We start from the raw sequence: 20,684 nt of genomic DNA, 5'->3' as shown, positions 1-20,684 counted from the left end.
TCCACCTTCCGCAGGTCAGCTCGGGGACGGGATGGGCGCGCGGCCCGGCTCCACCACCTGCGGCCCCCGGCCGGGGAGCTGCACGTCGGCGTCGGCCTCGCGCTGCTGCCGCTTCGCCAGCATCTGCGCCTGCGAACGGGTGCGGTGCAGGCTCTCGCCCAGCCATTCATAGGCCCGGTGGAGGTAGAAGGACGCGCCGCTCAGCGCGAAGATGGAGGCCACGAACCGCGTCTGACGGGGACGCAGCGTGGCGGACATGAGGAAGGACGCGGCCACCCACGGGCTCAGGCAGAAGGGGCAGTCCAGCAGCTCGCCCATCACGCGACGGAACCCCGTGCCACGGGCCTGCTCACTCACCTCGCCCGCGCTGGCGTTGCCCTTGAACCGCGTGAACGGGGCGCGCACCACCGCCGTGACCTTGTCCGCCGCCACCACCCGGGTGACGACATGCGTGGCGACGCCAAGCAGCGCGAGGTCAGGGCCGCTGAACCGCTCGGGGAGGCTCCGCCCCGACGCCCCCATCCAGCCCAGGAAGCCCAGCACGGTCGTGCTGAAGGTCCCCAGCAAGATGGCGTACGAGCCCAGCGGGTGCGTCTCCTCCAGGTCATACCCTTCGAATGGTCCCGTCTCCTGAATCGCTTTCATGGGGTGCACAGCCTCCGTGCCGCCAAAGCTGTGCACTCCCCCTGCCCCCAAGCATCCGGGCAGCCAGGCGCGCGGGCACTCGCTCCAGCGCGGCCCTACTCCGCCAGCGACATGTCCAGGACCGCGGCCCCTCGCACCCGGCCTTCACGCAGGGCCTGGAGCGCCTTGTTCGCGGCGGACAGGGGGAACGCCTGGACCTCCGTGCGCACCGGCACTCGCGGCGCCAACGCCAGGAAGTCCATGGCGTCCTGACGCGTGAGGTTCGCCACCGAGCGCACCCCGCGCTCCTCCCACAGGATGGAGTAGGGGAACGACGGGATGTCGCTCATGTGGATGCCGCCGCACACCACCACGCCGCCCTTGTCCACGGCCCTCAGCGCCGCGGGCACCAGCGCCCCCACGGGAGCGAAGAGGATGGCCGCGTCCAGGGGCTCCGGCGGCGGCGTCTCCGAGCCCCCCGCCCACACCGCGCCCAGCTCCCGCGCGAACGCCTGGCCCTTCGCGTCGCCCTCGCGCGTGAAGGCATGCACGCGGCGCCCCTGGTGCCGCGCCACCTGGATGAGGATGTGCGCGGCGGCGCCAAAGCCATACAGCCCCAGCCGGGGGCCCTCTCCCGCCATGCGCAGGCAGCGAAAGCCGATGAGCCCCGCGCACATCAGCGGCGCGGCCTCCACGTCCCGGTACGACGGCGGCAACGGGAAGCAGAAGCGCGCATCCGCGACGGTGTACTCCGCGAAGCCCCCGTCCAGGTCGTAGCCGGTGAAGCGCGCCGTGTCGCAGAGGTTCTCCCGCCCGGAGCGGCAGAAGCGGCACTGCCCGCAGCTCCACCCCAGCCACGGCACGCCCACGCGCAGCCCGGGGGCGAAGCCCTCCACCCGCGCGCCCGCCTCCACCACCGTGGCCACGATTTCGTGGCCCGGCACCAGCGGCAGCTTCGGGCGCGTCAACTCTCCGTCCACCACGTGCAGGTCCGTGCGGCACACCGCGCAGGCGTGCACCTTCAACAGCACCTGCTCCGGCCCGGGCTCCGGAATGGGCCGCTCCTCCTGCCGCAGGCGCTGTCCCGGTGCGTGGAGCACCATCGCCCGCATCGTCCCTGCCATGGCCCGCCTGCCTCCCCACCCGTGCCCTCCACGGGTGTCGAGGACAAGCTAGTCAGTGCCAGACGACGCGACCGCTGCCGTTGACCCGGAGCTGGGTCGACAGCGCATGGCCATACAGGTCCACGTTCCCCGACGAGTCGAGCACGATGCTCGCCCCGCCCCCGTCCACGTACGCGGCCACCGGGCCGGAGCCTCGCGACGAGATGTTCACGTCCACCGCCCGGAGGCCCGGGGCGCCAATGCCACCGCTGCCGTCCAGCCAGGCGTCGAGCCGGTTGGTGACGCCCTGGAGGGTCATGAAGCCGGAGCCGTCCACCCGGGCGCGCACGTGCTTCGCGGCCCCCTCGAACTTCAGGTCGCCGGAGCCGGACTGCGACAGGTCCACCCACTCGGCCAGGCCCTCGCCCGCCGCGCACAGCTCCATGCTCCCGGAGCCGCTGAGCTTCGCCTCCAGGGTGCGCACCCCGCCGCAGAAGCGCAGCGAACCGGAGCCCTTCGCCAGCAGCTTCACGTCCTCCTTCACGTGCTCGAAGCCCTCCACGCGCAGGGAGCCGGAGCCGTCCTGCGTCGCCCCCACCATGCGCGGGACGAGGACCTCCACGCGCGCCGGGCCCCGGGGCGCGAACGAGCCGTCCGTCTCGATGACCAGCGTGTTGCCGGGCGACACGAAGGTGCGCACGCGGTGCTGGAGGTTCTCATCCAGCGTGACCTTCACGTCCGGCGCCTCGCCCTCGCGAATCACCACCTCCATCGAGCCCCGGTTCTCCACGGTGGAGAAGCCGGTCGCCATGCGCGACTCCGTGACGGTGTTGCCGTCGCCCTGGAGCTCGTCGGTGAAGTAGCAGCCGGACATCAGCCCCGCCGCGAGCGCGGCCCATCCCAAGCGCTTCCACATGTTCCCCTCCCGTCCTTCGAATCAGATGCCGCGTCAGATCTGCACGCCCAGCAGGACGCCCGGCCACACGCGCACGGTGGTGCGCCCCCCGTCGGAGACGCTGCGCCACTCCGGCCCGATGCCCAGCTCCTCCCAACGGTCCCCGTTGTCCCAGGTCACGAGCGTGTTGCCGGTGACGCCGCCGATGAGCGCGAACCGCTTCGCCACCTGCCAGCCCGCCACCAGCCTCAACTGTCCCAGCACGTTCAAGCCGTCGCCATCGCGAAAGAGGTTGTCCGTGTGGACGCCGCTGCCAATGACATCCAGGTCGAAGAACAATGGCCCCGCGGGGATGTGCGCGCCAAAGCCCATGCCTCCCACGTAACGGCGCCGGTGCGTGTCCGTGCCCGGGTTGAAGCCCAGCGTGAGCAGCGTGTGGAAGTGCCGGCCGCCGAACTTCACCGCGACGTTGGTGTACGCGATGTCGCTGGCCCACAACTGCAGGTTCGCCTGGCCGTTGCCGATGAAGCTGAGCAGGCCCAGCGCCTCGCCCTGGGACTCGCGCGCCACGTTGATCAACCCCAACTGGAGGCCGTCCACCTTGCCCGCGACGTTGATCAACCCCACCTGCGCGCCGGACACGTCCCCGCCCACGTTGAGGAGCGACACCTGCGCGCCCTCCATCCGGCCCGCGTAGTTGAAGCCCGAGGAGGCCTGGAGGCCCGACAGCGTCTGGGCGATGTTCGCGCCCGCCGCGGCCTGCATGCCCTTGAACGGCGCGGACGCGATGTTCGCGCCCACCGTGAACTGGCCCCCCACGCCGCCCGAGCCCGCGATGTTGGCGCCCACGGAGAACTGGCCGCCGGACAGCGCGCCGGCGGCCACGTTGCCGCCCACGGAGAACTGGCCGGCCACCGCCGCGCCCTTCACCACGTTGAGGCCCACTGCGGCCTGGAGGCCGTCCAGGTCGCCCGTGACGATGTTGCCGCCCACGGAGAACTGCGCGCCGGACGCCGTGCCTCGCACCACGTTGGCCCCGAGCGTGAGCTGCACGCCGGACAGGTCCTCGCCCACCCAGTTCGCGCCCAGCGACATGGCCGCGCCGTCCACCCGCTTCGCATGCGTCGCGAGCGCCCCCAGCGCGAACGTGGTCACCAGCCGCTCCGTGGCCGTGCCCGCCGTGCTCACGTGCGGCAGGGCCATCAGCACCACCGGGACGTGAAGCTCCTCCGCGTCCGAGCGCTGCCGGGCCACGGTGGCGGGCTCACCGCCCGTCGCCGCCTCCACGAGGGGCGCGGGCGACAGCGCGGAGACCGGGACCGCGACGGCCGTGGGCGCCGGTGCCTCCTGCGCCGGAGCAGCGTGTGACTCCGGAGCGGCGGTCCCCTCCGTCCGCTCCTCGGCCCCGGCCGCTCCCGCCGCCACCGCGACCATCACCCCGACACACACCGCGACCTTCCGCTTCATCGCCTGGACCTTCCTCGAAAGGGATTCGGCGAAGGGAACACCGCGGCCCTCCAGAACTGTCACCTGCCCGTCTTCGCGCCTCACGAAGCCCGGTGCCCGGCGCCTCCGGCCGCTACGCTCCCCCCATGTCCCGCCCCCCTCCCCCGTCCCGCAGAGAGGTCCTGGTGGCGGGCATCGGCGCAGCTCCACGCCTCCCTCCAGAAGATGGGCCACGGCCGCATGGACCTGATGCAGGTGCACAACCTGCTGGACGTGGACGTGCACCTGCCCGTGCTGCGGGAGCTGAAGGCCGCGAAGAAGATCCGCTACGTGGGCGTCACCCACTACCTGCGCGGCGCCTTCGACGACCTGGAGAAGCACATCAAAAGCAGCAAGCTGGACTTCGTGCAGTTGCCCTACTCGCTCGCGATGCGCGACGCGGAGGCGCGCCTGCTGCCCGCGGCGAGGGAGCACGGCGTGGCCGTGCTCGTCATGGAGCCCTTCGACAAGGGCCACCTCTTCCGCAAGATGAAGGGGAAGCCCCTGCCGGACTGGGCCTCGGAGTTCGACTGCTCCAGTTGGGCCCAGTTCTTCCTCAAGTTCATCCTGGGCCACCCGGCCGTGAACTGCCCCATCCCCGCCACGTCCGACCCCGCCCACCTGGAGGACAACGTGAAGGCAGGCTTCGGACGGCTGCCGGACGACAAGCTGCGCGCGCGGATGGTGAAGCTCTTCGAATCCTGACTACAGGTCCGCCAGCTCGGGGGAAGGCGCGTAGCGCAGCTCCCCGCCCGGCTCCAGCACCAGCCCGGTGCCAGGCTCGCCGGCCTCGTCGTCACGCCCCACCTCCAGCACGCCCTCCTCCGCGTCCCACTGGCCCAGGTAGTACTCGCCGCCCGCGGCCATGCACGCGCGCCCCTCGGACACCACCGTCTCCACCACTTCCTTCTTGTCGCTGGTGAGGCGGTAGAGCGTCCACGTCTTGCCGTCCTCGCGGAAGCCCTTCACCAGGTCCGCCAGCTCCTCGTCGCGAGGCACCCCGCCCGCCTTCTCCTCGCGCGTCCACTGGCGCGGCTCCTTCGCGGGCTGCGTCTTCTGCCACGCCCGCGCCAGCTCCAGCAGCTTCTGCTGGGCGGCGTCCTGGAGCGCGTGCATCGCGTCCGGCAGCTCGATCTCCTCCAGCGCCAGCAGGGCCGTCTCCAGTTGCAGCGCCTTCAGGCTCCACTCGTTCCACGCGGTCTTCAGCATCCCTTGTCGCTCCCGGCCGTCACGCCTCGTTCCGAAGGACGAAACAAGCGAGTGGGCCCGCAACGCCCCCTATCACACGCCCGGCTGCCCGGGTGCCGACCCGGCGGCGCGGACGATGTTCGCCGCCCGACCGCTGCCTACCTTCAACCGCCAAGGGAGGCGAGCACATGACGACGACGAAGAGTCCGCAGGACGTGGTGGAGCACCTGGGCAAGCTCATCCACGGCATCAAGGTCGCGATGATGACGACGGTGGACACCGACGGCAGCCTTCGCAGCCGGCCGATGTGGACCTACGACAAGGACTTCGACGGGGAGCTGTGGTTCTTCACCAACGACCACACCCACAAGGTGGACGAGGTGCGGAAGGACCACCACGTCAGCCTCGCCTACGCCGACCCCACCCGGGACCGGTACGTGTCCGTCAGCGGCCGCTGCACGCTGATCCACGACAAGGCCAAGGCGAAGGAGCTGTGGAACCCCGCCCTCAAGGCCTGGTTCCCCCAGGGGCTGGATGATCCGAACCTGGCCCTGCTGCGCGTCTCCGTCGAGAAGGCCGAGTACTGGGACACGCCCAACAGCAAGATGGTCCAACTGGTCGGCTTCGTGAAAGCCGTCCTCACCGGCGACAGGTACCACCCCGGTGACAACCAGAAGCTCGACCGGGGCGCCCCCCGCCACAACTGACGGGAACCCGGACAGGGCCGCCGGAAGACCGGCGGCTCCCACCCTCTTGAAACCTGACACGTGTGTCAGGGGGTGTGTGAAAGCAGGACAGGCTCAGACCCGTACCACTCCGGCCCACCCGGCAGGCGCACCCGAGTGAGCCTGCCGTGGTGGGTGAGACTTTTGTCCCGTGGTTGCTGTTTCTCTGACAGCGCCGTTCGTCCTGGCTTGTAACCCAGCCCCGGCCCGAGTCATGCAGCCGGGCGCCGCCGTGGTACGAGCCGGGCACCGTCCCGCACATCACGTTGAAGTGACAGACGGTTTAGAGTATCAACCATCCGCTTTCGAGATTTTCCACCTTCCGTCCGGCATTCCTGCCGGCGCCGGATGGACGGACTCGGAGACGCTCATTGGGCGGAGCGATTTCCCGCCTTTCGAAGGAATCAGGACGATGGAGAACAAGAAGAAGGTCGCGAAGCCCGAGGGCAAGCTGGCGGTGCTCATCCCGGGCCTGGGCGCTGTTTCCACCACGCTGATGGCGGGTGTGGAGCTGGCGCGGCAGGGCAAGGGCGCCCCCATCGGCTCGCTCACGCAGATGGGCACGGCCCGTCTGGGCAAGCGCACCGACGGCCGCACCGTGAAGCTCAACGAGCTGGTGCCGCTGGCCACGCTGGATGACGTCGTCTTCGGCGCGTGGGACATCATCAGCGAGGACGCCTACCAGGTGGCCGTGCGCTCGGGCGTGCTGACGGACAAGCACCTGGAGCAGGTGAAGCCCTTCCTCCAGGGCATCAAGCCGAAGCCGGGCGTGCATGATCCGGAGTTCGTGCGCCGGATCGCCGCGAACCACGTCAAGGCGACCAAGACGCACCGCGAGAGCATCGAGGCGCTGCGCCAGGACATCCGGGACTTCAAGAAGGAGCTCAACGCCAAGCGCGCCGTGATGGTGGTGTGCAGCAGCGTGGAGACCTTCCGCCCGCTGCCGGAGGCCTTCCAGACGCTGGCCAACTTCGAGAAGGCGCTGGACGCGAACAGCCCGGACATCAACCCCACGGCGCTCTACACCTACGCGGCCATCAAGGAAGGCGTGCCGTTCGCCAACGCGACGCCGAACGCCAGCGTGGACACGCCGGCGCTGCAGGAGCTGGCGAAGCAGGAGGCCGTGCCCGTGGCGGGCCGTGACCTCAAGAGCGGCCAGACGATGATGAAGACGGTCATCGCGCCCGCGCTCAAGGCGCGCATGCTGGGCCTGGAGGGTTGGTTCTCCACCAACATCCTGGGCAACCGCGACGGCGAGGTGCTGGATGATCCGCAGGCCTTCAAGGCCAAGGAAGTGACCAAGTCGAGCGTGCTCGACACCATCCTGCAGCCGGACCTGTACCCGGAGCTGTACAACAAGTACTCGCACAAGGTGTCGATCCACTACTACCCGCCCCGCGGCGACGCGAAGGAGGGTTGGGACAACATCGACATCACCGGGTGGCTGGGCTACCCGATGCAGATCAAGGTCAACTTCCTCTGCCGCGACTCCATCCTGGCGGCGCCGCTCGTCCTGGACATCGCGCTGTTCATGGACCTGGCCAAGCGGCTGGAGTGGCGGGGCATCCAGGAGTGGATGTCCTTCTACTTCAAGAGCCCCATGGCCCACCCGGGCCTGCCGGTGGAGCACGACCTGTTCATCCAGCTCACCAAGCTGAAGAACACGCTGCGCGTCGTCGCGGGCGAAGAGCCCATCACGCACCTGGGGATGGACTACTACGGGGATGACCTCCCGCTCTCCCGCTAAGAAGGACTCCGCGTTCAAGTGGCTCGTCACCGTCATGGCGGCGGGCCACTTCGCGCTGGTCGTCTCCACCGGAAGGGTCCGGTGGGAGCACGTCGCGGCGGACCTGCTGCTGGTGGTGCTGGCCTGGGCCGGCGCCGGCCCGCGGCGGTTCCTCCGCGGCGCGTTTCCGCTGTGGCTCACCGGCATGATTCTGGACAGCCAGGCGCTGTGGCTGGGGGTGCGCGGCACCATCCACACGGGCGACCTGTGGAACCTGGAGAAGCTGCTGTTCCCCGCCCCGGGCGGCACGCACTGGCCCGAGTGGTGGTCGCGTCACCCGAACACGCCGCTGGACCTGCTGTGCGGCTGGGCCTACGCGGCCTACATCTACGAGGTCTTCCTCGTGGCGCTGTGGTTCTTCTTCAAGAAGGACGCACGCTTCGAACAGTTGTGCTGGGCCTTCTTCGTGGTGAACGCCATCGGCGTGGTCACCTACGTCATCTACCCCGCGGCTCCCCCCTGGTACATCCTGAAGTACGGGCCGGGGCTCGCGGACCTGGCGGCGCCACCCAGTCCGGCGGGCACCGCGCGCTTCGACGCCTTCTTCGGCATCCAGTACTTCGCGAACTTCTACGGGCGCAACCCCAACGTCTTCGGCGCCATGCCGTCGCTGCACGCGGCCTACCCGCTGATGATGGTGCTCGTGATGTGGCACAAGGGCCCCGCTTGGCGGGTGGGGACCGGGCTGTTCGCGCTGCTCGTCGCTTTTTCCGCCGTGTATCTCACGCACCACTACGTCCTCGACGTGCTCGCGGGAGCCACCGCGGCGGTCGTGGCCTACGTCGTCGTGAGGGCTGTCTTCGCAAGACGGGCCGTGGAAGCGCCGGGAGTGGCGCCCATGACCCTGCCGTCTGGAGGGAACACCCGTGCATGACAACGTGCTGGCCTTGCTGAGTGGAGACCTGTCCCCCTCGGCGCGCATCTGGACCGCGCTGGCGCCCGCGCTGTTCGCGGTCGCGTACTTCCTCGTGGGCCTGGTGCTCTTCTGTATCCGGTGTGCCATCAAGGGCATCCCCCGGGACGCGGAGACGCTGACGCGCGGCAAGTCGGTGCTGGTGGGCTTCTTCCTGCGCCACTACTTCTTCTGGGTCATCCAGCCGCTGTGGACGGTGCTGTTGCGCTCGGGCCTGCCGGCCAACGCGCTGTCCATGCTGTCGGGCCTGCTGGGCGTGTCCTCCGGCGTGGCGGTGGCGGCGGGCCGCTTCGCGCTGGGCGGCTGGCTGTTCCTCTTCGCGGGCGTGCTGGACGTGATGGACGGCCGCGTGGCGCGCACCCGCAAGGAGGCGAACCCCGCGGGCGCGGCGCTGGACTCCGTGCTGGACCGGTACGTGGACTCCGCCATCCTGATGGGCCTGGCCTGGTACTACCGGGACACCTGGGTGCTGCTGCCCGCGCTGGGGGCGCTGATGGGCTCCTCGCTGGTGCCGTACGTGCGCGCCAAGGGGGAAGGCCTGGGCGTGAGCGTGCGCGACGGCGCGATGCAGCGGCTGGAGCGGGTGCTGTTCCTGGGCGTGGGCACGGCGCTGTCGCCCATCCTGGAGGCGCTGTTCTGGCCGGAGCAGAAGCACCCCATGCACTGGCTGGCGGTGGCGGGCCTGGTGTTCGTGGCCATCCTGAGCAACGTCACGGCGGTGTCGCGCTTCCGCACGCTGGTGCGGGCCCTGACGCCCAAGAAGCCGGTGACGCAGCGCTCGGGCGTGGCGCTGTTCGGCTTCAACGCGGCGGCGGGCGCCATCGCCACGGCGGTGGACTTCGTGGCGGTGCTGGGCATGGTGGAGTGGGGAGGCATCTCCCCGGTGTGGGCCACGGTGGCCGGCTGCGTGCTGGGCGGCGTGGTGAACTACTCCATCAACCGGGTCATCACCTTCCGCAGCCAGGGGGCGGTGGCGCCGCAGTTGGCGCGCTACACGCTGGTGAGCGCCACCAGCGCGCTGCTCAACGCGGGCGGCGTGGCGCTGCTCACGCTGCACCCGCAACTGGCGTACACGCTGGGCTGGTGGGTGGTGCGCGGCGTCGTGTACTTCGCGTGGAACCTGCCGCTGCAGCGCGACTACGTCTTCAACGACACCTCGGACGAGCTCCTGGAGCAGCGGCCCCATGCGGCGTGACACGCTCGCCCGCGGCTTGAGGGCCCTGCTGGTGGGGGCCCTGCTTTCGCTCCCGGGGGTGGCGGCGGCGGGTGGCGTGCTGAAGGTGTCCTTCGACTCCAGCGACCGGTACGGCGAGAGCTTCACCTTCGTGGCGGACGCGGACGACGGCACCTACGTGTCGGTGAACCTGACGGTGACGAACATCGGCCCGGGGTCGCGCACGGGCATCTGCCGCGCCACGGTCCTGCGGCCGGGCAAGCGCGCCTGGGCGCCGCAGAAGCGCCTGGGGGCGAACGACTGGAGCTACAACGCGGCCCTGGACCAGTTGACCCTGGGGGAGTGCACCGCCCGGGTCTCGGACACGGGCCTGACGGTGGACGCGGCCCTGGACAACGGCCGGGTGCAGTTGGAGTACGCGCGCAAGCCGGAGCCGTGGTCGCCGGACGGCTCCGTGGTGGAGAGCGGCAAGGACCGCTACCGCCATGAGGTCGTGCTGGCCGGCAGCCCGGTGACGGTGAAGCTGCGCGTGCCACAGCAAGAGGCGGTGACGCTGAAGGGCGGCGGGTACGTGGACCACTCGCGCAGCACGGTGGCGCCGGCGAAGGTGGCGAAGCGCTGGGTGCGCTTCCGCGCGCTCAAGGGGCCGCCCTACGCGGTGGTGCTGGGGCGCGAGGGCCAGGGCGGCGACTACGCGCCGGTGTACCTCTGGGAGGACCAGGGGGACGCGCGGCTGTTGGAGTCCTTCACGCTCAACCAGACGGGGACGAAGGACAAGAGCACCTGGCGGGCGGAGTTCACCGACCGCGACGGCAAGCCGGCCGTGACGCTCAAGGGCACGTCGCTGCTCCAGCGCAGCGCGCCGGTGGAGTCGCTGGGCGTGCTGAGCGGGCTGGTGCGGCCGATGGTGGGCTCGCCGGTGACGTACCTGCTGCGGGGCGTGATGGAGCGCCCGGGCAAGGCGCCGGTGGACGGCCTGATGGAAGTGACGTTGGAAGGCGAGTAGCGGAGCAGGGGTTCTCAGCGTGAGCGAGTCGTTGCTGCGGTCGGTGCATCACGTCCCCGGGGTCCGGGGGTTCGTGCGCAAGCAGGTGCTGCGGGTGGTGGCGCGCGGGGTGGAGTGGACCACCAAGCTGCCCGGCAAGCGCGCCCTCAACGTGTCCCAGGTGAACCCGTGGCTGCACGTGGGCGGCAGCGTGTCCCGCGCGCGCTACGGCGAGTTGAAGGCCCGGGGCATCACCTGTGTCATCGACCTGCGCGCGGAGCGCTGGGACGACCGCGAGGCGCTGGCGGCGCTGGGCATCGAGCTGCTCCACCTGCCGGTGACGGACCGCTACCCGCCGTCCGTGGAGCAGTTGTCGCAAGGGGTGAACTGGGCGCTGCCCCGGCTGGACGCGGGCGGCGTGCTGTACGCGCACTGCGAGCACGGCGTGGGGCGCGGCCCGCTGATGGGCCTGGCGGTCATGGTGGCGCGCGGCTGGGATGCGCCGGAGGCGTACCGGGCGGTGCGCCACGCGCGCTGGCAGGCCACGCTCAACGACCGGCAGTTGCGCGGTCTGGCGGACTTCGTGGCCGCGTGGACGGGCGTTCCGGAGAAGGCGGCCTAGTATGCACGGGGGCTCTAGCATCCCTGAATTGAACAAAGGCCCCAGTGTCCTCCACTGAGGCCCATTGTTCTTATCACTGTCAGCGCCTCACACGCCGGGGGCGGGATGTCATCAGTTCAAGCGAGGCGGCTACTCGTAAGAAGATTCACGAAGATCGACCACGCCGTTTCAACGAATGCGGCAAGTACGACCCGACACGTGAACAACGACTTGATGACTCCCATGGTGACCTCCGGCTGATTTAGACTCACGACGACGCTTGCGAACGCCTTCAAACCGACGAGCGCGACAACAGCGACGGCGATAGCCGACCATGCGAACCACTTACAGTAGCTACTACCTGCCCGAACCGTCTGAACTCCATGGGCGACAGCTCGCTTCAACTGACGACGGTCCCAGCGTCCTTGTTTAACCAGGGAAAAGGCACCGGCAACTCTAAGTGCAAAATGATTCGCTCTTTGGTGAGCCCGAGAAGCTCATGAACTTCGTGCGCATACTCTGCGACGTGGCCGCATGAGCACTTACTCTCTCAGGTGCACCTTCATGACGGACGCGAAGCACTTCGCTCCCCTTTGACCGTTCATGGAGGTACAGCCACGGCCCAGGCATGCCCACGCCCGCACCTCCGCGTACATCGCACGTTACTTCCACCTCCCTCGCCATCCGGGTCTATGTGCCCGCACATCCAGGGGACGAGCGTTGTCTCGTGGCCGCGGCGCATGGACTGGAGCACGTGGTTCCCGGCCTTCGGCTGGGGTGGACCGTCTCGGATGAGCAGGAACTCGTGCCCCTCCCTGAGCGGGATGAGTGGCTCGCCCGGATCCGCAGGGACGGGGGAATCCCCTTCATCTGCAACAACGATGAAGGCGCGCCCGTGACGATGTCCGCACTGGATGGACCTGGCCCCACGCCACTGCTCGACGTCCACGCCAAGCTCCCAATGGACGCGGAGAGCCTTGCGGTAGCCTCGAAGGCTCTGGAGGCCATGGGCGAAGGAGCGCACGCGCTGTGGGGTCATGCCACGCCCTTTGAGGCGGCGGCGGAACTCTCACGCCAGACAGTCCACCCCGTGCGCAAACCCCAGGTGCCTCCGCGGGGCCTGCCCGCACTCAAGTTCCCCCAAGAGCTCCGCTCGCCAGAGATTCCCCATCGGCTGGGCTGGTTGAACTACTGGTCCGCCGCAGCCGCACGAACCATCGGGTTCCCGGCTCCAGAGCACGACGCGGACCTGCTCTCGCGCTCGAGGAGGCTCCCATCCGGCGGGTGGCTGGTCCAGCTCACGGACGCGCCGCTCACCCTCGACAATCCTGCCCACCTGGACGCGCTCCTGCGGGCCTACGACCGGTTCCCGGTGATTGGCGGGCGTATGGACCCCTGACGCCGCGCCTCAGGGCCCCACGCCGGCGCCCTGCTTGGGAGGTGCCTCGCCGCGTGATGCTTCCTTCGCGGGGCGCCGCCCTCCGCTCCCCATCAGCGCGTCCATCCACCGGTTGCTGATGGCGAAGTTGCGGTCCGGCGTCGCGAAGTGGTGCGCCATGTGGTGCGCGCGCAGCGCCTTGCCCCAGGCCGTGCGCGGCGTGCGGTGGTGCGTGGCCCAGTGGAGCGTGTCGTAGGTCACGTAGCCCCAGACGATGCCCACGAAGTACGGGAGCATCTCCGCCGGGCGGCCCACCCACCACAGCGACACCCCGATGAGCGAGGACAGCGGCACGGTGACGATGAGCGGCATCACCAGGCGCTGCGAGTCGTCCGGGTACTTGTGGTGGTAGCCGTGCGCAATCTCATGCACCCGCCGGCTGAGCGGGCCCTTGCCCTCCCAGTGGAAGAAGAACCGGTGGATGCAGTACTCCATGAGGATCCACGTCAGCAGGCCCAGCGGGATGAACAGCAGGGCCCGCCCCACCGTCGTCCGTCCCCCTGACAGCCCCCACCCGAGCAGGCCCAGCGTGAGCGGGCCGTAGAGCAGGACCGGCACCGCGGGGTGTAGCTTCGAGGCCGCCTCGAGGAAGGCGTTCTCGAACATCCGGCCAGATTGATACCTGAAGTATGAGCGCCCCATACAGGACGAAGGTGGGGCCGGGGACCGCCGGGTGCCCATGCCCGTTCGTCCCTCCGCGGTGTTGCCTTGCGGACCGGCCCCGCCATCCCCGGGCGCCTCAGCTCTCCGCGGGGCGCTGGCCCTCGTCGCCGCCGGCCGCCGGGGTGGACGTGGCGCTGCTGTGCTTGTTGCGCCAGCGGTCCACGAGCAGCAGGAGCGCCGGGAAGCCCACCAGCACGACCACCATGTTCACCGCGAAGCCCAGGTTGGCCAGGTCGCCAATGGAGTTGAGGCCCGGGTGCTTGGCGAACACCAGCGCCAGGAAGCCGATGGCGCTCGTGAGCAGGCCGCCCGTGATGGCCCGGCCCGTCTCCGCGTAGACGGTCACGAAGTCCGCGCCCGGCTCGCCCAGGCGCTCAATCAGGTGCACGCCCGCATCCACCGTCGTGCCGATGAGCACCGGGATGACCACGATGTTCAGGTAGTTGAACTGCAGGCCCATGAGGGACATCAGGCCCACCAGCGCCGCGATGGACAGCAGCGTGGGCAGCATGCAGATGACCGCGTTGCGCAGCGAGCCCAGCGTCAGCCACATGGCCAGGAAGACGCTGACCACCGCGGCCACCAGGATGCGCGGGCCCTCGGAGGCCACCATGTCCAGGATGTCCGCCAGGATGAGCGCCTCGCCCGCCGCGGACACCTGGCTGCCGTCCGGCATCTGGAGGTTGCGCACCTCCTTGGTGAAGCGCCGCGTGCCCGCGCCGTCCGACAGGCTCACGTTCGCGTAGACCAGCACCACGCCGCCCTTCTGGCCGGCCGCGGGCTCGAACTGGCGGCGCAGGCTCACCGGCAGGTCCTCGCGCGTGAAGGGCTTCGCGCCCGTCATCTTCACCGCGCGCACCAGGTCGTCACGCTGGGCCTTGTCCACGCGCTCCGGATCGATGCGCTGGAGCTTCTGGTGGATGGACTGGAGCAGCGCGTGCTTCTCCTCCTGGTGCTGGGGCACCAGGTCCTCCAGCGCGCCCACGAAGTCGATGGTGGAGTCCTTGCCGTACTTCTCCTTGCGCGCCTGGAGCTGCTTCACCACCTCGCGCTCCATCGGCTCCGAGTCCGTCAGCACCACCACCGGCGTCGCCGAGTAGCCCAGGATGTGGTCGATGCGCCGGTCCAACCGCACGCTCGGCAGCGACACGTCATCCAGCTTCGTGGAGTCGTAGTTGAAGCTCACCCGGTACGCCTGGCTGATGAGCCCCACCAGCGCCACGCCGATGACGATGGCCACCGCGCGGTAGCGGCGCGGCAGGAAGCGCGCCAGCATCGCCATGGGCCCGGACTGCGACTGGTGCTCACGCGGCACCCAGCCCCAGCGCGACACCAGCCCCAGCAGCGCCGGCAGGATGAGCAGGTACGACGCCACGCTCACCATCATGCCCACCGCCGCGATGACGCCGAACTCGTGGAACGCCCTGAACTCCGACCACGACAGGCTGAGGAACGTGAGCGCCGCCACCAGCGCGGAGATGAGCGCGGAGAAGCCCGTGTGCCGGAACGTCTCCCGCACCGCCTCCTCCGACGTCATGCCCTCCGAGCGCAGCGTGCCCCAGCGCCCCAGCAGGTGGATGCCGTGCTCCACGCCCAGGCCGCCCAGCACCGCCGCGAGGAAGCCCGTCAGCAGGTTCACCTGCCCGTACGCCACGCCCACGAAGCCGTAGGTCCACGACAGGCCCGCGACCACCGGCACCATGGTGAGGCCCACGGACAGGCCGCTGCGGAAGTGGAAGATGAGGTAGGCCAGCAGCAGCACCAGCGCAAGCGTGGACGCGCGCGCCAGGTCCCCGGTGATGACCGCCTGCTGGTCGATCTTCTTCTTGAACGTGCCGGTGATCTCCGTGCGGAAGCCGGGGCCGTACTTCGACAGGTCCTGCTTCGCCAGGTAGTCCTCCACCTGGGCGATGACCGTCTTGGAGTAGCCCAGGTCCGCGGAGGAGCCCCGGGCCTTCAGGAGCATCACCACCATGCGCTCCTGCGGATCCAGGTAGTACAGGCCGCCCTGCCCCGCGAGCCGCATGTTCGCGCCGCCGGTGTACTTCTTCTGGATGTCGCTGAAGTCCAGGGACGGGGGCGCCTCTTCCTCCAGGCGCACGAAGAGCGGGTTGGCCTGCGCCTTCTCCCAGGCGAAGCGCGCGTCGATGCGCTCCTCGATGGTCTTCAGGTCCGGCAGGTCCACGTAGTAGAGGCCGTGCTCGTCGAAGAACTGGCTGGGCCGCTGCGCGTTGACGAAGCGGATCTCCGACAGCGTCGCCAGCTTCGGCGCCATGTCATCCACGAACTGCTTGAGCTGTTCGGGCTCCGCGCCGATGCCGGCCACCACCACGTTGCCCTGGCCGCCGAAGCGCGTGCGCAGCTTCTCCAGGTCCTGCACGGACTGGAACGACTTGGGCAGCAGGTTGGCCAGGTCCGCGTTGAGGCGCAGGTCGCGCGCGAAGAAGGTGCCGAGGCCCGTCAGGACCAGCGTCACGAACAGCGCCACCCAGGGCCTCTGGTGGCTGCGGGCCGCCAGGGAGCCCATCGCCGCCTCGAACCGTCCGGACCACCGCGTCTCACTCATGGATGTGATTTCCTGCTGAAAGCCCGCGCCTGACGGCCGGGGACAACCTTGAGCCCGAACGAACCGGGCCGCTCACGCGTATATGCCTCGGGCCACCGTGCGTCCAGGCATCGGCCCGGGGCCTCCACTGGCCGCATGCCTGGCCTGGGGAACAAGAGGCGCATCAACGAACGCCGCCATGTATGCCGCCCGGGCGCGAAGCCCGCCAGGGGATCCGCTTCTCCTCTGGGGATTGAGGCATTTTGCCCCACCCTTCCAGACGTGGCGGACGGGCGGAGCGACCCCTCGCGCCGTCGTGTCGGAGGATCGCGGCGTGGCCAGCTTCTGCTTCGACATGGGCCCTGCCAGGAGGCAGGCGCCGCTGGGGGGCATGGTCGATGGCCTCGAACCCGTCTTCAGCAGCGGAGCGCGCGTGGATGCACCGGGTGGAGCGCGCGATGGGTGCGCTGGCTGCGCACAACCACCGCCGCCCCTTCACGGCGCTCGTCTGCGCGCTGGTGCTGTCCGTGCTGGGGCTGCTGTCCGCGCGCCACCTGACCCTCAACGCGAACCTGGTGGACCTGCTGCCCCGGTCCTTCGAAAGCGTGCAGGCCATCCACACCCTGGAGCAGCGCTTCGGCGCCCAGGGGTGGGTGGTGGTGGTGGGAGAGAACGGGGACCCGGCGCAGCTCCAGAAATTCGCGGAGGACGTGGCGCCGAAGCTGGAGGCGCTGCCGGGCATCCGCTACGTGGAGATCACCCGCCCCAGCAGCTTCTTCCGCGCCCACGCGCTCTACTTCCTGTCACCCGAGGACCTGCGGGAGGTGGAGCGCCGCATCGACGCGCGCCTCACCTGGGAGAAGGCGCGGGCCAACCCGCTCTTCGTGTCGCTGGACGATGAGCCGCCCCCGCCGCTGGACTTCTCCGACCTGGAGCAGAAGTACGGCGGCGGCGCGGTGACGCGCCTGTCCAGCCACCCCAGCGACTACTACCTGGACCCGGACGCGCGCCGCGTGGTGGTGCTGGCCAAGCCGGAGGTGTCGTCCGCGGACCTCACCTTCTCCACGAACATCATCCAGGAGGTGCGGGGCGTCCTGCGGCGCGAGGACCTGTCGAAGTACGGCCCCGGCTTCCACACGTCCATCACCGGCTCGTTCCAGAAGAAGATGGATCAGCAGGCGCAGATCACCCGCGACGTGGCGGTGTCCTCCACGGTGGCCACGGTGCTGGTGCTGCTCTACCTGTTCCTGCACTTCCGCAGCGTGCTCGCGGTGGGGATGGTGCTGGCGCCGGTGGGCGCGGGCCTGGCGTGGACCTACGGCCTGGTGGGCGTGGCGTACGGCCGCGTCAACCTGCTCACGGCGTTCCTGGGCGCCATCCTGGGCGGCCTGGGCGTGGAGCACGGCATCCACCTCTTGGGCCGCTACCTCACGCTGCGCGGAGAGGGGTGCTCCTCCGAACAGGCCACGCGCGAGTCCTTCATGCACACGGGCGGCGCGGCGCTGGTGTCCGCGCTGGTGGCGGCGCTCACCTTCTTCGTGCTGGGCACGTCCAGGCTCACGGCGTTCCGCGAGTTCGGCGTCATCGCGGGCGTGGGCATGCTGGTGCTCATCCTGGCGTACGTGCTGGTGCTGCCGGCGGTGCTGGGGCTGGGGGCGCGCTGGGGCTGGAGGCCTCGCGCGAAGGCGACGGAGATGACGGAGGCGCCGCTGGGCCGCGTCATCACCCGCCGGCGCGGGCTGCTCACGGCGGTGTCCGCGCTCGTCGTGGCGGGCCTGCTCACGCAGATTCCGCGCCTGCGGTTCGACTACGACATCGGCTCGCTGCAGGACCAGCGCCTGGACTCGTTCGTGCTGGACCGCGCCGTCAACCAGCTCATCGGCTACTCGCAGGTCCCGCTGGTGGTGCTCACGCGCTCCCGCGCGGAGGAGGCCGCGGTCGTGCGGGAGCTCCAGGAGCGCAAGCGGCGGCTGGGCGCGAACTCCACGGTGGACTTCGTCGCGGCGCTCGCGAGCCTGGTGCCGGAGCGGCAGGCGGAGAAGCAGGCCATCCTGAAGGACATCGGGAGGCTGGTGGAGGACGTGCCCGAAGGGCAGCTCACCCCGGAGCAGCGCGGGCAGTTGGCGGAGCTGCGCAGGCAGGTGCGGGCGAAGCCCTTCACGGAGGCGGACCTGCCCTCCAGCGTGCGTCAGCAGTTCCAGGGGCGCGGCGGCCCGGGGACCGGCTTCGTGCTGGTGTACCCCTCCGCGGACCAGTCCGACGGCCGGGCCATGCGCCGGATGGCGAAGGAGGTCCGCGGGATGACGCTGCCGGACGGCCGGCCCGCGGTGGTGGCCGGCGAGGCGATGGTGCAGGCGGACATCTTCAACCTGGTGTCGCACGAGGCGCCGTTCATCCTGCTGGGCTCCACGCTCATGGTGCTGCTGGCCATGTGGGTGACGCTGGGCGGCCTGCGCCTCGCGCTGCTGTGCCTGATGCCCACGGTGGTGTCGCTGTTCGCGGTGCTGGGGGTGATGCCGCTGCTGCGCATGGAGTTCAACTACCTCAACATCCTGGTCATCCCGGTGCTCATCGGGACGACGGTGGACGCGGGCGTGCACCTCATCACGCGGCTCGCGTCGCCGCGCAGCGACTTCGTGCGGGTGTACTCGGAGACGGGGAAGGCCATCTGCGGCGGCCTGCTCACGAGCGCGGTGGGGTTCGGCGCGCTGCTGCTCGCGGACCACCCGGGCCTCAACTCGATTGGCGCCCTGGCGAACGTGGGGTTCGGGATGAACCTGCTCATCATGCTGGTGACCTTCCCGGCGTTGCTGCTGGTCCTCTCCGACCGCAAGCGCCGCCACCGTGCGGTTCCCCCGAGGCTCCGGGGTGAGCACTTCATGAAGGAGGGCCAGGGTCCTCAGCGGCCCACGCCCTCCCATCAGGCCGGGGTGTCGCCCGTCTGGCCCCATACCCGCGAGGAGTAGAGCGATGTCCCAACAATGGATCTGGATGAGCGTGGCGGCGGGCACCCTGGCGCTGGGCTCCGCGCACGCACAGGTGGATCCGAACTCCGCGGGCGCCATCACCACCAGCCAGCCGAACCCCGGAGCACCGGCGGGCACCCCCGCCCCCATCAGCGGCGTGTCGGCCAGTCCGGTGACCCAGCCCATTGGAGACCTCACCGGCGCGAACACGGGCACCGGCGGCGCCGGCACGAGCACGGGCGCGGTGATTCCGCAGCCGTACAGCGCCCAGCCGTCCCTCTCCGGCACCGGGCCGTCCAGCCCCGGCAACGCCACCACCGTGACGGGCGGAGGCACCGTGGTGGCGCCCGGCTCGGCCACCACCGTGACGGGCACCGGCGCGGTGCTGGCCCCCGGCACCAGCTCCACCGTGGCGGGCTCCACGGGCTCCACCGCCACCACGGGCGCGCTGATGCCGCCCGCCACGACGACCCCCGGCACCCTGGCGCCGGGCGCCTCCACCAGCGTCGTCACGCCGGGGACCCCGACGGGCACCATGTCCAGCACGGGCGCGGTGCTGCCGCCGGCCACCGGCCTCACGCCGCCCACCATCACGGGCTCCCAGCCCACCACCACGCTGTCTCCAGGCGGCAACACGCTGACGCCGGACAGCAACACGTCCAGCAACTCCGTGACGCCGATTGGCGGCGGCAACGTGACCCAGCCTCCGAGCCCCTGAGCCCCCGAGGCCCGGGCTCGCCGGCTCGCACTCCAGGCCACCGGGCCTGACGCGCGCAGGACACCCCCCTTCCGCGCAACCCACCCCTCGCGTCCGCCCCTGCCGTCCCCCGAGCAGGCAGGCGGATGAGCCACCCCTGCACACACCCCCGGGCCTGCTCACCTTCGGTCCTGCAGGCAGCCAGGACCTTTCAAGCAGTCAGACTCCTATCGGGGGAATCCACATGAAGAAGTTCCTGAAGACCCAGCTCACGGTGGCGGCGGTTCTCGCGGGTGCTCTCGCGCTCGGCACGGGCTGTAAGTCGGACCAGTCCGCGACGCGCGGCACCGAGCCGGCGCCGGCCTCCGACTCCACCATGGGCACGGACTCCAGCGGCACGGGGACGGACACGACCGGCTCCGGCAACACCACCACGCCGCCGCCCAGCAGCGGCGGCTCCGGCTACGACACAGGCAGTACGTCGCAGGACCCGACGATGCCTCCGTCGGACATGGACACCGGCGGCTCCGGCACGACGGATGACTCCACGCTGCCGCCCGCGAACGACGACGGCATGATGGATCCGGGCACGGGCGGCGCGGGCACCGGCGAGGCCGAGCCCGGCGTGCACGACGGCGAGATGACCGAGCCGGGCACGGGCGGCTCCGGCATGGACACGGACGACAGCGCCATCCCGGACGACAGCGACCTGCCCAACGACTCCACGCTGGACCCGAACAGCTCCGGCGCCAAGGGCAACATGACCACGCCGGTGCCGGACTCCACCGGCACGATGGCGCCCAACAACGGCACCACGCGCTAGGGGGTGTCCCTAATTAGCTGAAGAAAGGTGCTGGAGGCCGAGCGGCCGCCAGCACCGTGGTCAGGGCTGAGCT

The 20,684-nt window shown here is 70.1% G+C and carries 18 protein-coding genes; 11 read left to right on the top strand and 7 right to left on the bottom strand.

Features of this window, described 5'->3' with window-relative positions:
• Positions 1-15: 15 nt before the first annotated feature.
• From K8612_RS37715 to K8612_RS37700, 4 genes are all read right to left on the bottom strand, one after another.
• Complete coding sequence (locus K8612_RS37715; RefSeq protein WP_223765776.1) at positions 16-645, bottom strand: DUF1360 domain-containing protein; 630 nt, start codon at positions 643-645, stop codon at positions 16-18.
• A 95-nt stretch (positions 646-740) separates the two neighbouring features.
• Positions 741-1,748 carry a zinc-dependent alcohol dehydrogenase family protein gene (locus K8612_RS37710; RefSeq protein ID WP_223765775.1) on the bottom strand — a complete coding sequence of 336 codons (1,008 nt, stop codon included), beginning with the start codon at positions 1,746-1,748 and terminating at the stop codon, positions 741-743.
• A gap of 52 nt (positions 1,749-1,800) precedes the next feature.
• Entirely contained in the window at positions 1,801-2,643 is an 843-nt protein-coding gene (locus K8612_RS37705; RefSeq protein ID WP_223739543.1) for a GIN domain-containing protein, read from the bottom strand.
• Between the two features lie 33 nt (positions 2,644-2,676).
• The gene (locus tag K8612_RS37700) at positions 2,677-4,089 is read right to left on the bottom strand and encodes a hypothetical protein (RefSeq protein WP_223765774.1); all 1,413 of its coding nucleotides are present in this window, start codon (positions 4,087-4,089) and stop codon (positions 2,677-2,679) included.
• 204 nt (positions 4,090-4,293) lie between these two features.
• On the opposite strand from K8612_RS37700, the gene K8612_RS37695 reads away from it, so the two are divergent.
• Positions 4,294-4,812 carry an aldo/keto reductase gene (locus tag K8612_RS37695; protein WP_373692168.1) on the top strand — a complete coding sequence of 173 codons (519 nt, stop codon included), beginning with the start codon at positions 4,294-4,296 and terminating at the stop codon, positions 4,810-4,812.
• Here the strand turns inward: K8612_RS37695 and K8612_RS37690 are convergent, their stop codons facing one another.
• Complete coding sequence (locus K8612_RS37690; RefSeq protein WP_223739545.1) at positions 4,813-5,316, bottom strand: hypothetical protein; 504 nt, start codon at positions 5,314-5,316, stop codon at positions 4,813-4,815.
• Between the two features lie 167 nt (positions 5,317-5,483).
• Between K8612_RS37690 and K8612_RS37685 the strand changes: the two genes are divergently transcribed.
• From K8612_RS37685 to K8612_RS37655, 7 genes are all read left to right on the top strand, one after another.
• Positions 5,484-6,002 (top strand): pyridoxamine 5'-phosphate oxidase family protein, encoded by a 519-nt coding sequence (locus tag K8612_RS37685; RefSeq protein WP_223765773.1) that lies wholly within the window; start codon positions 5,484-5,486, stop codon positions 6,000-6,002.
• A gap of 430 nt (positions 6,003-6,432) precedes the next feature.
• Positions 6,433-7,767, top strand: a complete 1,335-nt coding sequence (locus K8612_RS37680) for an inositol-3-phosphate synthase (protein WP_223765772.1) — start codon at positions 6,433-6,435, stop codon at positions 7,765-7,767.
• Positions 7,745-8,680: a phosphatase PAP2 family protein gene (locus K8612_RS37675; RefSeq protein WP_223739548.1), complete on the top strand. Its 936-nt coding sequence runs from the start codon at positions 7,745-7,747 to the stop codon at positions 8,678-8,680. The genes K8612_RS37680 and K8612_RS37675 overlap by 23 nt, the downstream gene beginning before the upstream one ends.
• A complete protein-coding gene (locus K8612_RS37670) occupies positions 8,673-9,914 on the top strand; it encodes a GtrA family protein (protein ID WP_223739549.1) in 1,242 nt (413 codons plus the stop codon). Before K8612_RS37675 ends, K8612_RS37670 begins: the two co-directional genes overlap by 8 nt.
• Positions 9,904-10,899 (top strand): hypothetical protein, encoded by a 996-nt coding sequence (locus K8612_RS37665; RefSeq protein ID WP_223765771.1) that lies wholly within the window; start codon positions 9,904-9,906, stop codon positions 10,897-10,899. Before K8612_RS37670 ends, K8612_RS37665 begins: the two co-directional genes overlap by 11 nt.
• A gap of 19 nt (positions 10,900-10,918) precedes the next feature.
• A complete protein-coding gene (locus K8612_RS37660) occupies positions 10,919-11,500 on the top strand; it encodes a phosphatase (RefSeq protein ID WP_223765770.1) in 582 nt (193 codons plus the stop codon).
• Between the two features lie 706 nt (positions 11,501-12,206).
• Entirely contained in the window at positions 12,207-12,878 is a 672-nt protein-coding gene (locus K8612_RS37655; protein ID WP_373692167.1) for a DUF5953 family protein, read from the top strand.
• Positions 12,879-12,887: 9 nt separating this feature from the next.
• On the opposite strand, the gene K8612_RS37650 is transcribed toward K8612_RS37655, so the two are convergent.
• Both K8612_RS37650 and K8612_RS37645 read right to left on the bottom strand, forming a co-directional pair.
• Positions 12,888-13,523, bottom strand: coding sequence for a sterol desaturase family protein (locus K8612_RS37650; RefSeq protein ID WP_223765768.1), 636 nt, complete (start codon positions 13,521-13,523; stop codon positions 12,888-12,890).
• Positions 13,524-13,656: 133 nt separating this feature from the next.
• Complete coding sequence (locus K8612_RS37645) at positions 13,657-16,146, bottom strand: RND family transporter (protein WP_223765767.1); 2,490 nt, start codon at positions 16,144-16,146, stop codon at positions 13,657-13,659.
• A gap of 377 nt (positions 16,147-16,523) precedes the next feature.
• Here K8612_RS37645 and K8612_RS37640 point away from each other — a divergent pair, with 377 nt between their 5' ends.
• The 3 genes from K8612_RS37640 (at position 16,524) to K8612_RS37630 (ending at position 20,611) form a co-directional block, all read left to right on the top strand.
• Positions 16,524-19,091, top strand: coding sequence for an RND family transporter (locus K8612_RS37640; protein WP_223765766.1), 2,568 nt, complete (start codon positions 16,524-16,526; stop codon positions 19,089-19,091).
• A 4-nt stretch (positions 19,092-19,095) separates the two neighbouring features.
• A complete protein-coding gene (locus K8612_RS37635) occupies positions 19,096-19,809 on the top strand; it encodes a hypothetical protein (RefSeq protein ID WP_223765765.1) in 714 nt (237 codons plus the stop codon).
• 223 nt (positions 19,810-20,032) lie between these two features.
• Positions 20,033-20,611: a hypothetical protein gene (locus K8612_RS37630; RefSeq protein ID WP_223765764.1), complete on the top strand. Its 579-nt coding sequence runs from the start codon at positions 20,033-20,035 to the stop codon at positions 20,609-20,611.
• Positions 20,612-20,684 lie beyond the last annotated feature (73 nt).

It is taken from the genome of Corallococcus sp. AS-1-6 (assembly GCF_020037015.1).
In the GTDB taxonomy this organism is placed as follows: Bacteria; Myxococcota; Myxococcia; order Myxococcales; family Myxococcaceae; genus Corallococcus.
Note: the sequence above shows the minus strand (reverse complement) of the source record. Positions and strands in the feature narration are given on the sequence as shown.